This window comes from Mesorhizobium loti R88b, assembly GCF_013170845.1.
Taxonomy (GTDB): Bacteria; Pseudomonadota; Alphaproteobacteria; order Rhizobiales; family Rhizobiaceae; genus Mesorhizobium; species Mesorhizobium loti_B.
Genome location: NZ_CP033367.1, coordinates 6,007,430 through 6,021,901, shown reverse-complemented (window position 1 = coordinate 6,021,901; position 14,472 = coordinate 6,007,430). Strand labels below are relative to the sequence as shown.

The following is a 14,472-nucleotide window of genomic DNA, read 5'->3' as shown; positions in this document are numbered from 1 at the left end:
GTTCGCTGACATGGACGCCCTGACACTCACGACGAAACCGAAGAGCTCCGATATCGCCATCGACAATGTGGTCCTGCGCTACGGCACAGGCGACAACGCCGTGCTGGCGCTGGACGGCATCTCGTTCCATGTGGTGCCCAATGAGTTCTGCGTGATCGTCGGCCCATCCGGCTGCGGCAAGTCGAGCCTGCTCTATCTCGTCGCCGGCCTCGAGGAGCGCACCGGCGGCATGATCTCTGTCGGCGGCAAGCCGGTCACCGAGCCAGGTCCGGATCGCGGCATGGTGTTTCAGGCCTATACGCTGTTTCCCTGGCTGACCGTGGCGCAGAACGTCGAATACGGCCCGAAGCGGAAGGGCATGACAGCGGCAGAGCGCAAGGCCATCGTCGAGCATTTTCTCCATGAGGTCGGGCTGGCGAAATTCGCCAACCATTATACCTCGCAGCTGTCGGGCGGCATGAAGCAGCGCGTGGCGATTGCGCGTGCGCTCGCCAATGATCCGCAAGTGCTGCTGATGGACGAACCCTTCGGAGCGCTCGACAGCCAGACCCGTCACTCAATGCAGAGGCTTTTGCTGAGAATCTGGGACCATTCCAAGAAGACGGTCCTGTTCGTCACCCATGACATTGACGAGGCGATCCTGCTGGCGGACCGGGTGCTCGTCATGTCCGGCCGGCCCGGCCAGATCAAAAAGGAAATCCGCGTCGGCTTGCCGCGTCCGCGCAGCATGGATCTGGTCATGGAGCCGAACTTCATCGCCATGAAGCGGGAAATCCTCGAGCTCTTGAAGAACGACGAAGACGAAGAGCACTAGCGGGCATGAGCATCGAGACTGCGGAATTCGACTATATCGTCATCGGCGCGGGCTCGGCCGGTTGTGTCCTGGCCAACAGGTTGAGTGCCAATCCTGCAATCCGTGTCTGCCTGATCGAGGCTGGCGGTAGCGATGACCGCACAAGGGTGCGCGTGCCGGCCGGCATCCTCTCGCTCTATGGCAATCCGACTTTCGACTACGGCTACAAAGGCGTACCGCAGCCGCTGCTCAACAACCGCCGCATACCGGTCAACCGGGGCAAGCTTCTCGGCGGGTCGAGTTCGATCAACTCGATGGTCTATATTCGCGGTGCCGCGCAGGACTACGATGAGTGGGCGGCACGTGGCTGTGCCGGGTGGTCCTACGCCGATGTCCTGCCGGTCTTCAAGACGCTGGAACGGAACCTCCTGTCGCAGAACCCGGCCTATCACGGCTTCGAAGGTGAACTGCTGGTCGACAATCCGCGCGATCCCAACGCGGTGTCCAGGCTGTGGGTAGAGGCGGGCAGGGGCGTGGGGCTGCCCGACAACCGTGACTTCAATGCCGATGGCCAACTCGGCCTCGGCATCTACAATGTCACCCAGGACAAGGGCGAGCGCTTCTCGGCCTATTCAGCCTTCATCCGGCCGGTTCTCGGCCGCCCGAACCTCCAGGTCCTGTCAGGCGTCGAGGTGCTTGATCTGGCAGTCGGAAGCGGGCGCGTCACCGGTGTCAATGTGATCCGGGACGGAGCAGCTCAAAGGCTGACATGCCGCGCCGAAGTGGTGCTCAGCGCGGGCGCGATCGGATCGCCGCGAATCCTGCTTGCTTCCGGCATCGGCCCGGCCGAGGAGCTGAAAGCGGCGGGAATAGAACCGGTCATGAACGTGCCGGGCGTCGGCAAGAACCTGCGCGACCATGTCGACGGCATGATCACGGTGCGATCGAAGAGCACCAGGACGCTCGGTCTGTCGCTCGCCAATCTTCCGGCGATGCTGGCGGCACCGTTTCAATATTTCGTCCGCCGCAAGGGAATGCTGACGACCAACTATGTCGAGGCGGGCGGCTTCGCCAAGACCAGATATGCCGGCGATGTTCCCGACGTCCAATTCCACTTTGTCCCCGGCTATCGCAGCCATCGCGGCCGGCTCGTCGAATATGGCCACGGCTATGCCGTGCACACCTGCGTGCTGCGGCCCGGCAGCGTTGGCGAAATCATGCTCGAGCGCGACGGCACCCGCCGCAACGTGCACATCGATCACCGCTTCTTCAGTGACGAGCAGGATGCCCTGACCCTTGTCGAGGGCATCAAGGTCGCGCGCTCCATTCTGGCCTCGCCGGTCTTTGCCGATATTCGCGGACCGGAAATCCTGCCCGGACCCGATGTCGTCACCGATGACGAGATCCTTGCCTATCTGCGTGCCGAGGCGCTCACCGTTTATCACCCGGTCGGCACGGCCAAGATGGGCAAGGACACCATGGCTGTGGTCGATCCTGCCAGCCTCAAGGTGCACGGCTTCGACAATCTGCGCGTCGCGGATGCCTCGATCATGCCGACATTGATCGGCGGCAACACCAATGCGCCATCCATGATGATCGGCGAAAAAGCGGCTACGGCGATTTTGGCGCAGCCGCATTTAGGCACAAGCTAACCATTGCCACATGAAATCGTAATTTTCGCTGCTCGGTCCCTCCGGTAGACCAGCAATCTGATCTCCGTCGCATCCGCGGAAATCTCGGGGAGAGAGCCAGAAAGGACCGCTGCAATGTCAGTTGAAAAAGTAGACACGCTTGTTGTCGGCGCTGGCCAGGCGGGGCTGGCCATGAGCGAGCATCTGAGCAAGTGCGGCGTGCCTCATCTCATCCTTGAGCGGCAGCGTATCGCCGAGCGCTGGCGCTCAGAAAGATGGGACTCGCTGGTTGCCAATGGTCCGGCCTGGCATGACCGGTTTCCGGGCATGGCGTTTCCGGATGCTGGCCCGGATGCCTTTATCGGCAAGGAAAAGGTCGCCGATTATTTTGTCGCCTACGCGGAGATGATCGCCGCCCCCATTCGCTGCGGCGTCGAGGTCAGGAAGGTGCAAAGGCTGGTCGGCCGGCCGGGTTTTCAGGTCGAGACCTCGGATGGCGTGATCGAGGCCAGAAGCGTGGTTGCCGCCACCGGAGCGTTCCAGCACCCCGTCATTCCCTCAGTCGTTCCCAACGAAGCCGGACCAATGCAGATTCATTCCAGCGCCTATCGCAATCCCGGCCAGTTGCCCGCAGGTGCGGTGCTGGTGGTCGGCTCGGGGTCTTCCGGGGTGCAGATCGCGGACGAACTCCAGCGTGCGGGGCGGCGTGTCTACCTCTCGGTCGGACCGCACGATCGGCCGCCGCGGGCCTATCGCGAGCGCGACTTCTGCTGGTGGCTGGGCGTTCTCGGCAAGTGGGACGCACAGGCCCCCGCGCCTGGCACGGAACACGTCACCATCGCGGTCAGTGGTGCGCGTGGCGGACAGACGATCGATTTCCGGCGTCTTGCTGCGCAAGGGATAACGCTGGTTGGCCGGACGGAGTCTTATAAGGATGGCGTCCTGGGCTTTGCCCCTGATCTCACCCGAAACATCGCCCGCGGCGATGCAAACTACATGTCGGTGCTGGACGAGGCAGACGCCTATGTTGCCCGCAACGGCCTCGACCTTCCGGAAGAGCCCGACGCCCGCAAGATCGGGCCGGACCCGCAATGCATGGCAAATCCCATCCTCCAGTTGGATCTGGCAAAGGCGGGAATAGGTTCGATCATCTGGGCAACGGGATTTACCGTCGATTACAGCTGGCTCGGCGTTGATGTGTTCGACGAAAAGGGCAAGCCGAGGCATCAGCGCGGCGTTTCGACCGAGCCCGGAATCTATTTCCTCGGGCTGCCGTGGCAGTCACGCAGGGGATCCAGCTTCATCTGGGGCGTCTGGCACGACGCCCAGCATGTAGCCGACCACATTTCCACGCAACGCAAGTATCTGGCTTACCACGCGTCCGCTAGACGCGAGACCCAGGCGGCATAGCCAACAGCAGCTGCAACGGAAGCCCAGACCTCGAGCCGATCCGACGGAGATCACGATGGCCCATACAAGAATTCGCAAGTTCAACACCAAGGACACCTATCCGGAGCAGAAACTCGACAACGATCTGTGTCAGGCCGTCGTTACGCGGGGCGGCAGAACCGTCTATCTGCGTGGCCAGTGTCCGCAGGACCTCGATACCGCCAAGAATATCGGCAGCCATGACCCGGCCGAGCAGACGCACAAGGTGATGCAGAACATCCGCCAGCTGATCGAGGAATGCGGCGGCACCATGGAACATCTGGTCAAGGTGGTGGTCTACATCACCGACGTGCGCCATCGCGAGGCGGTCTACCGCACCATGGGCGAGTACATCAAAGGCGTGCACCCCGTTTCGACCGGCCTCGTCGTGCAGGCCCTGGCGCGGCCGGACTGGTTGGTCGAGATCGACGGCACCGCCGTAATTCCGGATTGATGGCATGACCTTCTCCATCGTCGCGCGCTGCAGCCGCACCGGCATGTTCGGGGTCGCGGTATCCTCCTCGTCGCCCGCGGTGGCGGCGCGCTGTGCCTATGCACAGGCCGGCGTCGGCGCCATTGCCAGCCAGAACGTCACCGATCCGACACTTGGGCTGCGGGGCCTCGAATTGCTGGCTCGCGGCGCTTCGGCCGCCGAGGCAATCGCCATCCTGAAGCGCACCGGCGCCTATCCCGAATACCGGCAGGTGCTGGCCGTCGATGCCACCGGGGCGACCGCGATCCATTCGGGACCCAGGGCGCTGGGCATCTGGGCGGAAGCACGCGCGGAAAACGTCGCTTGCGGCGGCAACATGCTGGCCCATGACGGCGTGCCGCAGGCCATGGTCGAAGCCTTCCTGGCGTCGGAGGGGCATCTAGGCGACCGCCTCATTGCGACCATGCGCGCCGCGCTCAAAGCGGGCGGCGAAGCCGGCCCTGTCCATTCCGCCGGCATGAAGCTGGTGCGCGAGGTCGCCTGGCCGGTCGCCGATTTGCGCTGCGACTGGACCGACGACTGCCCGATCGAGCAACTGGCGAGCCTCTGGGAACTCTACAAGCCACAGCTCGATGCCTATGTGACCCGCGCGATAAACCCATCCGCTGCGCCGAGCTACGGCGTGCCGGGCGATGAATAGTCAAGACACGGCCAGGGGTCACCTGCGATGAGCGAACTCAGCCACAAGGACTGGATCGGCAGGGCGTCGGCGGTCCGTTTTCGCGACAAGGCGTTCATCGACGGCAAGCCGGTTGCGGCGCGGTCCGGCCGGACCTTCGCCTGCGTCAACCCGGCAACCGGCGAGACGCTGGCCGACGTGGCGTCCTGTGGCGAAGAAGACATCGATCTGGCGGTTGCCGCTGCACGGCGCAGCTTCAACGACGGCGTCTGGTCACGCACCAGTCCGGGGCACCGCAAGGAGGTGCTGCTGCGGCTGGCACGGTTGCTGCGCGAAAACCTGCATGAACTGGCGCTGCTTGAATCGCTCGACATGGGCAAGCTGGTCAGCGACGCCACTTCGGTCGACGTTCCCGGCTCGGCAGCGATCTTCCAATGGTATGGCGAAGCCATCGACAAGATCTACGGCGAGGTGGCGCCGACCGGCGAAGGCGATCTGGTGTTGGTGCGGCGCGAGCCGCTTGGCGTGGTCGGCGCTGTGGTGCCGTGGAATTTCCCGCTCGACATGGCGACCTGGAAATGCGCGCCCGCACTGGCGGCGGGCAATTCGGTGGTGCTGAAACCCGCCGAGCAGTCGCCCTTGTCGGCGCTCCGGCTGGCGGAACTGGCCATGGAAGCGGGCCTGCCTGCCGGCGTGCTCAATGTGGTGCCGGGCCTCGGCGAAACCGCCGGCCAGGCGCTTGGCCGCCATATGGATGTGGATTGCCTTGCCTTCACCGGTTCGACCGCCGTCGGCAAGATGTTCCTGCAGTATTCCGGTCAGTCGAACATGAAGCAGGTCTGGCTGGAAACCGGCGGCAAGAGCCCCAACCTTGTCTTTGCCGATTGCAGGGATCTCGATGCGGCGGCCGACATGGCGGCCTTCGGCATCTTCTTCAACCAGGGCGAAGTCTGCTCCGCCAATTCGCGTCTGCTCGTCCAACGCGGCATCAAGGATGCTCTGGTCGAGAAATTGGTTCAGCGTGCGGCGGCCACCCAACCCGGCGATCCGCTCGATCCGGCTTCGAAAATGGGCGCGATGGTCGATGCCCGCCACGCGACCAATGTCATGCGGTTTGTCCAGGCCGGCAAGAAAACCGCGCGCCTGGTTGCCGGCGGCGATCTGGTCACCGTCAACGGCCGCGGCAGCTTTATCCAGCCCACCATCTTTGACGATGTCGCGCCCGCCGATCCGATTGCCCGCGACGAGATTTTTGGGCCGGTGCTGTCGGTCATCGCCTTCGATGACGAGGCGGAAGCGATCCGTATTGCCAATGACAGCCCATACGGGCTGGCCGCATCGCTGTGGACCGACAGCCTGTCGCGTGCGCACCGCATCGCCGGCCGGCTCCATGCCGGCACGGTTTCCGTCAACACGGTTGACGCGCTGAGCCCGATGACCCCGTTCGGCGGCTTCAAGCAATCCGGCTTCGGCCGCGACCTGTCGCTGCATGCGCTCGACAAATACACCGCGCTGAAAACGACATGGATCAAGTACTGATGGGCGCCAAGGCTTGATCGCAGCAGCCAAACCGGCAACATAGCCAGCCATGCCGCTACGCTTCACGCTCAGACAGCTGGAATATTTCGTCGCCGTGGGCGAAGCCGGCTCCATCGCCAAGGCGGCCGAACAGGTCAATGTCTCGCCGCCATCGATTTCGGCCTCCATCGCGCAGCTGGAAACCGAGTTCGGCGTCCAGCTTTTTGTCCGCAAGCATTCGCACGGTCTCTCGCTGACGGCCGGCGGCCGCGTCTTCCTCAAGGAAGCCGCGCGGCTGCTCAACGATGCCGACGCCTTGCATGATGTCGCCGGCGACTTTGCCGAGAAGGTGCGCGGCCCGCTGGCCGTCGGCTGCCTGCTGACGTTCGCGCAGATTGTCCTGCCGGCTTTGCGCATGCGGTTCGAGCGCGCCTATCCCGATGTGCGGGTGCGGCAGTTCGAGCGCAATCAGGGGCAATTGCTTGAGATGCTGCAGCGTGGCGAAATCGACCTTGCCCTGACATACGATCTCGAATTGTCGCAGGACATGACCTTCGAGCCGCTGATGCTGGTGCCGGCCTATGTCATGCTGCCGGCGGGACATCGCTTTGCGGGCAAGGCGTCGATCACCACGGAGGAACTGGCCGACGAGCCGATGGTGCTGCTCGACCTGCCGTATAGCCGCGAATATTTCTTGTCGGCGTTCCACCAGCGCGGCATCCGGCCCAACATTGCCGAGCGCACCGGCGACATCGCGGTGATGCGCTCGATGGTGGCCAACGGCTTCGGCTACGGCATCGCCAATATGCGCCCGCTCAACACGCTGGCGCCGGATGGCAAGCCGCTTGTCTTTGTGCCGCTGGATGGCGACTTGCGGCCCCTGACCATGGGCGTCGCCTTGCCCAACTCCGATCATCGCACGCAAACCGTCCAGGCGTTCATCGACCATTGCCGGCATTTCGTGGTCGAGCAAGGCGTGTTCGGCGCCGAACGAGCAGTCGGCTAAAGCAAGCCGCTATTAGTGAAGCTCTGGTCGGCAAGCCGCTTGATCAATTCTTGCAGCATGTCATCGCAACGGCGCATCTGCTCGACGCTGACGAATTCGTCCGGCCTATGCCCTTGCGCCATCGACCCCGGTCCGCACACGACCGTCGGCGTGCCGAGATCGCGGCTGAAAAGGCCGCCTTCGGTGCCGAAGGCAACCTTGATGGTGTCGTTGGCGCCGGTCAGCGATTTGACGAAAGCCACGGCTTGCGAACTGGCCGGCGTATCCAGGCCGGGATAGGCGTTGGTGATGTCGATGTCGATCGCCGCCTCGGGCGCGATGGCCGAGGCTTCAACGGCAATGCGCTTGGCCTCGGCGCGGAGGCGGTCGAGAATCTCGTGCGGGTTGTCGGCCGCGACGTTGCGGATTTCGAAGTCGACCTGGCAGAGGTTCGGCACGATGTTCAGCGCCACGCCGGCGTTGATCTTGCCGACATGGACGGTGGTGTAGGCGATGTCGTAGTCGCCGTCGCGCGCGCCATCGCGCGCCAGCCGGTCCTGCTCGCGGCGCAAGGCGGCAACGAAATCGCAGCCGAGATGGATGGCGTTGAGCGCCAGCGGCGCCAGCGCCGAATGGCCTTCGCGTCCCCTGCAAAGCGCGCGTGCAGCAAGCTTGCCCTTGTGCCCCGTCGCCACCTGCATGCCGGTCGGCTCGCCGACGATACACAGCAACGGCCGTTGCGGGGCTGCCTGCAGCATGTCGATCAGGCTGCGCACGCCAATGCAACCGACCTCCTCATCGTAGGAGAGTGCCAGGTGCAACGGCGTCCGCAGTGTCATTTTCGAAGCCGTGAGACATGCCGCCAGCGCACAGGCAACGAAGCCCTTCATGTCGGCCGCGCCGCGTCCGTAAAGTTTGCCGTCGCGCCCGGTCATCCCGAAGGGCGGCAGCGTCCAGTTCTGCCCGTCGATGGGAACGACGTCGGTGTGGCCGGACAGCATGATGCCGGAAGCATCGGCCGGTCCGATGGTGGCAAGGAGGTTGGCCTTGTCGCCATCCTCGCTTCGAATGATCTGGCTGGCAACGCCATGCGCGTCCAGCATCTCCGCCACATACAAGATGAGGTCGAGATTGGAGTCGCGGCTCACAGTCGGAAAGGCGATCAGCTTTTCAAGGATACGGATGCTGTCCATGCGTCTCATGTCTCTTTGGCCGTGCGCATTATCTAGCATCGCGTGGCATTGGCCATGAAGTCGCATTTGGCTCAGCCGGGAGTCACCGGATTCTAACCCAGTAGGCTCGATTAGGCGCGCCCTAATCGGCACAGAAGAAATCTGTAGTTTTCCAGCGCGTGCCGCAACTTATGAGTAGGTTCACGGCATCAACCCACTGGGCTGGCCGGCTTGCGCGGGGCTCGAAACCATGATCGGGCATGCTGCAAGGCGACGCTGGCAGGAAGGCAAATCCCATGCGTGATCCACGCTACGATATTCTGTTCGAGCCTGTGAAGATCGGCCCGGTGACCGCCAAGAACCGCTTTTATCAGGTCCCGCATTGCAATGGCGGCGGCTACCGCGATCCGTCGGCCGCGGCCGAGATGCGTCGCGTGAAGTCGGAGGGCGGTTGGGGCGTCATCTTCACCGAACAGACGGAGATGCACCACACCTCGGAGATCACGCCCTTCATAGAGCTCCGGCTGTGGGACGACGCTGACATCCCGGCGCTGGCGAAAATGGCCAAGGCCATGCATCAGCATGGCGCGCTGGCCGGCATCCAGCTCGCCTATTCCGGCATCAATGGCCCGAACCTCTACACCAAGGAGGTGCCGCGCGGGCCGTCGGCCTTGCCCATCCGCACCTTCACCAACGATCCGGTGCAGGCCCGCGCCATGGACAGGGAGGATATACGCGACCTGCGCCGCTGGCACCGCAATGCCTTCAAACGTGCCAGGCAGGCGGGTTTCGACCTGGTCTGCCTCTACGGCGCGCATGGCTTCGGCATCATCCAGCACTTCCTGTCCACCGCCACCAACCAGCGCAGCGACGAATATGGCGGCTCGCTGGAAAACCGCTCACGGCTGATGCGTGAGCTGATCGAAGAGGGGCGCGACGCCATTGGCGACACCTGCGGCCTGACGCTGCGGCTGTCGCTGGACGAGATGATCGGCGAGCTTGGCTTTGCCAATTCCGAAGTGCGCGACATGATCGAGATGCATGCCGAACTGCCCGACCTCTGGGACCTGGCGCATGGCGCCTGGGAAGATTGTTCGGGGCCATCGCGGTTCAAGGAGGAGGGCGCGCAGGAAAGCCTGGTATCCGGTATCAAGAAGCTGACCTCGAAGCCGGTCGTCGGTGTCGGGCGCTTCACCTCGCCGGATGTGATGGTCAGGATGATCAAGTCCGGCACGCTTGATTTCATCGGCTGCGCGCGCCCGTCGATCGCCGATCCCTTTCTGCCGAAGAAGGTGGAGGAGGGGCGGATCGAGGATATCCGCGAATGCATCGGCTGCAACATCTGCATCACCGGCGACATGACCATGTCGATCTCGCGCTGCACGCAGAACCCGACCTTCATGGAAGAGTGGCGCAAGGGCTGGCATCCCGAACGCATGCAGGCCAAGGGCGACAGCGACAGCGTGCTGATCGTCGGCGCCGGCCCTGCCGGGCTGGAGGCCGCGCGCGCGCTCGGCCTGCGCGGCTATCAGGTGGCCATCGCCGAGGCCGGCACCGAACTCGGCGGCCGTGTCGCGCGCGAGTGCCGCCTGCCGGGGCTGTCTGCCTGGGGGCGCGTGCGCGACTATCGCCAGTACCAGCTCAGCCAGATGCCGAATGTCGACGTCTATTTCGAAAGCCGACTGTCCGCGCAGGACATCCTGGCCTTCGGCTTTCAAAACGTCGCCATCGCCACCGGCTCGACATGGCGCCGCGACGGCGTGGCGCGCGCGCATGTCGTGCCGATGCCGGTCGACCCGGCTATGCCGCTCTACACGCCGGACGATTTGATGGGTGGCACTGTGCCGACCGGCAACGTCGTGCTGTTCGACGACGACCACTACTACATGGGCGGCGTTCTGGCTGAGCTGATGGCGCGCCAGGGCGCGACGGTGACGCTGGTGACACCCTCCGCCTATGTGTCCGACTGGACCCGCAACACGCTGGAGCAGGGCGCCATCCACCGCCGGCTGGCCGGGCTCGGCGTCGAGATCGTGCTGAACAGGACCGTCACGCGCATCGTGCCGGGAGGCGTTGCCACTGCCTGTGCCTACACCGGTGCCGAACGCGATATCGCCGCCGACGCCGTGGTGCTGGTGACGTCGCGCCAACAGGATGATGGGGTCTGGACCGAATTGAAGGCGCGGCGGGACGAATGGGCCGACAGCGGCATTCGCTCGATCAAGGTCATCGGCGATGCCGAGGCGCCGGGTCCGATTGCCTGGGCCACTTACGCCGGCCACCGCTTCGCTCGTGAACTGGACGAACTCGATATCGGCGACGCGCTGCCGTTCCGGCGAGAAGTGACGGCACTGGCCGCTCAATAGAGGACGAGATCACGTCTTTCGTTCTTTCCGCCGTGCAGGCCGATTTCGATGACTGAGAACGCCCGAAGGCATCGGCGCTGTCAGTTGGAGGTGAAGCCGACGTTTTGGGACGTGGCGATCTTGGCGGATCCCTAAGCATCACGCTCGGCAGCGCCGCGCTCGATACGGCTGCCCGCCGATCTCGTCGCGCGCTTGTTCCAGCTTTGTCATGATCACCCTCTTACAGCGTTCCAAGCCGTGCTTCGGGGAAAAACCACGATGCGCGCCAAGGGCGAAATAATAATTCTCTATATAATCCATAGACATTATATTCTGCCTTCGTTGACGACCGGCATGTCGGTAGTTTCCTCCCGCTGTCGCCCGACAGGGCTATCAAAGGAGTGACGGATGGGTCGGCATATTCGCTTCAACGCTTTCGACATGAATTGCGTTGGCCACCAATCCCCTGGCCTGTGGAAGCATCCACGCGACAAGTCCTGGAAATACAAGGATCTGGACTACTGGCAGGACCTGGCTCGGACGCTCGAGCGTGGTATTTTCGACGGCATATTCATCGCCGACGTCATCGGCTACTACGACGTCTACAAGGGCTCGAATTATCACGCGATCGAGCAAGCGGCGCAGATTCCGGTCAATGATCCCTTGCAATTGGCAGCGCCAATCGCCCTTGCCACCGAGCATCTCGGCATCGGCATTACCGCCTCGACCTCGTTCGAACATCCCTACACATTCGCCCGCCGGCTTTCGACCGCCGACCACCATACCAAAGGCCGTGTCGGCTGGAACATCGTCACGTCGTATCTCGAAAGTGGCGCCAAGAATGTGGGCCAGACCGGCCTGAAAAGCCATGACAACCGCTACGAGGTCGCGGCCGAATATGTCGAGGTGCTCTACAAGCTCTTCGAAGGCAGCTGGGAAGAGGGCGCGGTGCTGCGCGATCCGGTCCGTGGCATCTTCACCGACCCCAGCAAGGTCCACGAGATCGGCCACAAGGGCAAGTTCTTCGAGGTGCCCGGCTACCATCTCTCGGAGCCGTCGCCGCAACGCACCCCGGTTCTCTATCAGGCGGGCGCCTCGGGGCCGGGCAAGGCCTTCGCCGCTGCGCATGCCGAGTGCGTCTTCGTCGGCGCGCCGACCAAATCGCTGCTGAAGGCCTATGTTTCCGAAATCCGCCAAAAAGCCGCCGCCGCGGGCCGAGATCCGAAGAATGTTCTGATCTACAATCTCACCACGCTGATTGTCGATGAGACCGACGAGAAGGCGAAGAAGCGCTTCGAGGAATACCAAAGCTATACATCCTACGATGGCTCGCTGGTGTTCATGTCGGGTTGGACCGGCATCGATTTCGGCCAGTATGCGCCAACCGACGCGCTCAAGAAGGTCGAGACCAACGCCATCGTTTCGATGGTCGAGCACTTTGCCGGCAAGGACAAGGCCTGGACCGTCGAGGAACTGGCGAAATGGGGCGGCATTGGCGGCGTCGGGCCGGTCTTCGTCGGCTCGCCCGGCACCATCGCCGACATCCTTCAGGAATGGGTCGATGAAACCGGTGTCGACGGCTTCAACCTCGCCTATGCGGTGACGCCCGAAAGCTTCGAGGCGGCCGTCGATCTGCTGGTGCCGGAATTGCAGAAGCGCGGCGTCTATCCCACCGCCTACAAGCTCGGAACATTGCGTGAAAAGCTGTTCGGCCAAGGGCCCTATCTTCCCGCGACGCATCCCGCCGACGGCTACCGTGACATCGAGGCCGTCAAGCGTCGCGAAGCCGACCGTGCCTCGGCGTCCCGCCTGAAATCCGTGAATGCGTGATGAGCGGCCTGCTGGAACTCCACGACGTGTCGCTGTCCTTCAAGGGCGTACGAGCGCTGAATGCGCTGAGCTTCAGCGTCGCCAAGGGTGAGATCTGCGCCTTGATCGGGCCGAATGGCGCCGGCAAGAGTTCGCTTCTCAACGTCATCAATGGCGTCTATCGCGCCGACGCCGGCGACATTGTCTTCGACGGGCTGCGCTTCGAGGCGATCCATCCGCAGAAGGCGGCCCATCTCGGCATCGGCCGGACCTTCCAGCACAATGCGTTGTTCCGCCGCCTGTCGGTGCGCGAAAACGTGCTGGCCGGCCTCTCTCGTCATGGCAACGCCAGCTTTTTCGAAAACATCTTCCGGCTGGGCAGGGACGGCGCCGAGCGCCACGGCTTCCTTGCCCGAGCCGAGCGCACCATGTCGTTCCTCGGGCTCGACCGCCATGCAGGAAGGATCGTTTCGACACTTCCCTACGGTCTTCAAAAACGCGTCGATCTCGCCCGGGCATTGGTCTCCGGCCCCAAGCTGCTGCTGCTCGACGAACCGATGGCCGGCATGAATCAGGAAGAGAAGGAGGAGATGAGCCGCGTCATCCGCGAGGTCAATCGCGTCTTCGGCTCGACCGTGGTGCTGATCGAGCACGATGTCGGCATCGTGCTCAACCTCGCCAGCCATGTGGTGGTGCTCGATTACGGCCGCAAGCTCGCGGACGGGGCACCCGACGAGGTGCGCAAGAACCCCGACGTGATAGCCGCCTATCTCGGCACGGTTCACTGAGGAACTCATGTCCTATTTTCTTGAAACATTGGTCAGCGGTCTGTTTGCCGGAGTGATGTACTCGCTCGTCGCGATCGGTTTCGTGCTCATCTACAAGGCGTCCGGGGTCTTCAATTTCGCGCAAGGGGCGATGCTGCTGTTTGCGGCGCTGACCTTCGTCACCCTGATCGAGAAGGGCATGCCGTTTGCCCTGGCCTTCATCGTCACATCGCTTGTCATGGTGGCGATGGCGATCCTGATCGAGTGGCTGGTGCTTCGGCCCTTGCGAAACCGCGATCCGTTGACGCTGTTCATGGCCACTTTGGGATTGAGCTATGTCATCGAGGGGTTTGCCCAATTGCTGATGGGCATGGATGTTCACATGCTCGATCTCGGCATCCCCGATGTCGCGGTACAGGTCGGCGGCATCTATGTCAGCCAGTTCGACATCATTGCCTCGTTGATTGCGCTGACGCTGGTCGCCACGCTGGCCATCACTTTCAACAAGACGCGTATGGGCATCTCGCTTCGGGCGGTGGCTTCCGACACGCTTGCGGCGCAGTCGATCGGCATCCGCCTGCCTGTCATCTGGCGCATCGTCTGGAGCGTCGCCGGCATCGTGGCCCTGGTTGCCGGCCTTGTCTGGGGATCGCGCCAGGGCGTGCAATATTCGCTGTCGCTGGTGACGCTCAAGGCGCTGCCGGTGCTGATCATCGGCGGCTTCTCCTCCATCCCGGGCGCCATCGCCGGCGGCCTGCTGGTCGGCGCCACCGAGGCGCTGGCCGACATCTATGTCGGCCCGCTGGTCAATGGCAGCGTCTCCACCTGGTTGGCCTACATCCTCGCTGTCGGCTTCCTGCTGGTGCGTCCGGCCGGCCTGTTTGGCGATCGCGAAATCGAAAGGGTCTGATC

12 protein-coding genes are annotated in these 14,472 nt (G+C 63.3%); 11 read left to right on the top strand and 1 reads right to left on the bottom strand.

What is annotated here, in order from left to right; all coding sequences use genetic code 11:
* Positions 1–10 precede the first annotated feature (10 nt).
* The 7 genes from EB235_RS29425 (at position 11) to EB235_RS29395 (ending at position 7,488) form a co-directional block, all read left to right on the top strand.
* Complete coding sequence (locus EB235_RS29425; protein ID WP_027033884.1) at positions 11–814, top strand: ABC transporter ATP-binding protein; 804 nt, start codon at positions 11–13, stop codon at positions 812–814.
* 5 nt (positions 815–819) lie between these two features.
* A complete protein-coding gene (locus tag EB235_RS29420) occupies positions 820–2,445 on the top strand; it encodes a GMC family oxidoreductase (protein WP_027033885.1) in 1,626 nt (541 codons plus the stop codon).
* Positions 2,446–2,559: 114 nt separating this feature from the next.
* A complete protein-coding gene (locus EB235_RS29415) occupies positions 2,560–3,834 on the top strand; it encodes a flavin-containing monooxygenase (RefSeq protein ID WP_027033886.1) in 1,275 nt (424 codons plus the stop codon).
* A gap of 55 nt (positions 3,835–3,889) precedes the next feature.
* Entirely contained in the window at positions 3,890–4,306 is a 417-nt protein-coding gene (locus EB235_RS29410) for a RidA family protein (RefSeq protein WP_027033887.1), read from the top strand.
* 4 nt (positions 4,307–4,310) lie between these two features.
* Positions 4,311–4,985, top strand: a complete 675-nt coding sequence (locus EB235_RS29405; protein ID WP_027033888.1) for a DUF1028 domain-containing protein — start codon at positions 4,311–4,313, stop codon at positions 4,983–4,985.
* A gap of 27 nt (positions 4,986–5,012) precedes the next feature.
* Positions 5,013–6,503: an aldehyde dehydrogenase gene (locus EB235_RS29400; RefSeq protein ID WP_027033889.1), complete on the top strand. Its 1,491-nt coding sequence runs from the start codon at positions 5,013–5,015 to the stop codon at positions 6,501–6,503.
* 49 nt (positions 6,504–6,552) lie between these two features.
* Positions 6,553–7,488 (top strand): LysR family transcriptional regulator, encoded by a 936-nt coding sequence (locus tag EB235_RS29395; RefSeq protein ID WP_027033890.1) that lies wholly within the window; start codon positions 6,553–6,555, stop codon positions 7,486–7,488.
* On the opposite strand, the gene argE is transcribed toward EB235_RS29395, so the two are convergent.
* Positions 7,485–8,660: an acetylornithine deacetylase gene (gene argE, locus EB235_RS29390; RefSeq protein ID WP_027033891.1), complete on the bottom strand. Its 1,176-nt coding sequence runs from the start codon at positions 8,658–8,660 to the stop codon at positions 7,485–7,487. The two genes, EB235_RS29395 and argE, sit on opposite strands and share 4 nt — an antisense overlap.
* Positions 8,661–8,935: 275 nt before the next feature.
* Here argE and EB235_RS29385 point away from each other — a divergent pair, with 275 nt between their 5' ends.
* From EB235_RS29385 to EB235_RS29370, 4 genes are all read left to right on the top strand, one after another.
* Entirely contained in the window at positions 8,936–11,005 is a 2,070-nt protein-coding gene (locus tag EB235_RS29385) for an NAD(P)-binding protein (protein ID WP_027033892.1), read from the top strand.
* A 387-nt stretch (positions 11,006–11,392) separates the two neighbouring features.
* Entirely contained in the window at positions 11,393–12,814 is a 1,422-nt protein-coding gene (locus tag EB235_RS29380; RefSeq protein WP_027033893.1) for an LLM class flavin-dependent oxidoreductase, read from the top strand.
* Positions 12,814–13,581: an ABC transporter ATP-binding protein gene (locus EB235_RS29375; RefSeq protein ID WP_027033894.1), complete on the top strand. Its 768-nt coding sequence runs from the start codon at positions 12,814–12,816 to the stop codon at positions 13,579–13,581. The genes EB235_RS29380 and EB235_RS29375 overlap by 1 nt, the downstream gene beginning before the upstream one ends.
* Before the next feature lie 7 nt (positions 13,582–13,588).
* A complete protein-coding gene (locus EB235_RS29370; protein WP_027033895.1) occupies positions 13,589–14,470 on the top strand; it encodes a branched-chain amino acid ABC transporter permease in 882 nt (293 codons plus the stop codon).
* Positions 14,471–14,472: the final 2 nt, after the last annotated feature.

Excerpts from the sequence above, each read along its gene's own strand:
- EB235_RS29380 (WP_027033893.1), top strand. The coding sequence starts at position 11,393 with ATGGGTCGGCATATTCGCTTCAACGCTTTCGACATGAATTGCGTTGGC.
- EB235_RS29370 (WP_027033895.1), top strand. The coding sequence starts at position 13,589 with ATGTCCTATTTTCTTGAAACATTGGTCAGCGGTCTGTTTGCCGGAGTG.
- EB235_RS29425 (WP_027033884.1), top strand. The coding sequence starts at position 11 with ATGGACGCCCTGACACTCACGACGAAACCGAAGAGCTCCGATATCGCC.
- EB235_RS29385 (WP_027033892.1), top strand. The coding sequence starts at position 8,936 with ATGCGTGATCCACGCTACGATATTCTGTTCGAGCCTGTGAAGATCGGC.
- EB235_RS29420 (WP_027033885.1), top strand. The coding sequence starts at position 820 with ATGAGCATCGAGACTGCGGAATTCGACTATATCGTCATCGGCGCGGGC.
- EB235_RS29405 (WP_027033888.1), top strand. The coding sequence starts at position 4,311 with ATGACCTTCTCCATCGTCGCGCGCTGCAGCCGCACCGGCATGTTCGGG.
- EB235_RS29415 (WP_027033886.1), top strand. The coding sequence starts at position 2,560 with ATGTCAGTTGAAAAAGTAGACACGCTTGTTGTCGGCGCTGGCCAGGCG.
- argE (WP_027033891.1), bottom strand. The coding sequence starts at position 8,660 with ATGGACAGCATCCGTATCCTTGAAAAGCTGATCGCCTTTCCGACTGTG.
- EB235_RS29410 (WP_027033887.1), top strand. The coding sequence starts at position 3,890 with ATGGCCCATACAAGAATTCGCAAGTTCAACACCAAGGACACCTATCCG.
- EB235_RS29395 (WP_027033890.1), top strand. The coding sequence starts at position 6,553 with ATGCCGCTACGCTTCACGCTCAGACAGCTGGAATATTTCGTCGCCGTG.
- EB235_RS29400 (WP_027033889.1), top strand. The coding sequence starts at position 5,013 with ATGAGCGAACTCAGCCACAAGGACTGGATCGGCAGGGCGTCGGCGGTC.
- EB235_RS29375 (WP_027033894.1), top strand. The coding sequence starts at position 12,814 with ATGAGCGGCCTGCTGGAACTCCACGACGTGTCGCTGTCCTTCAAGGGC.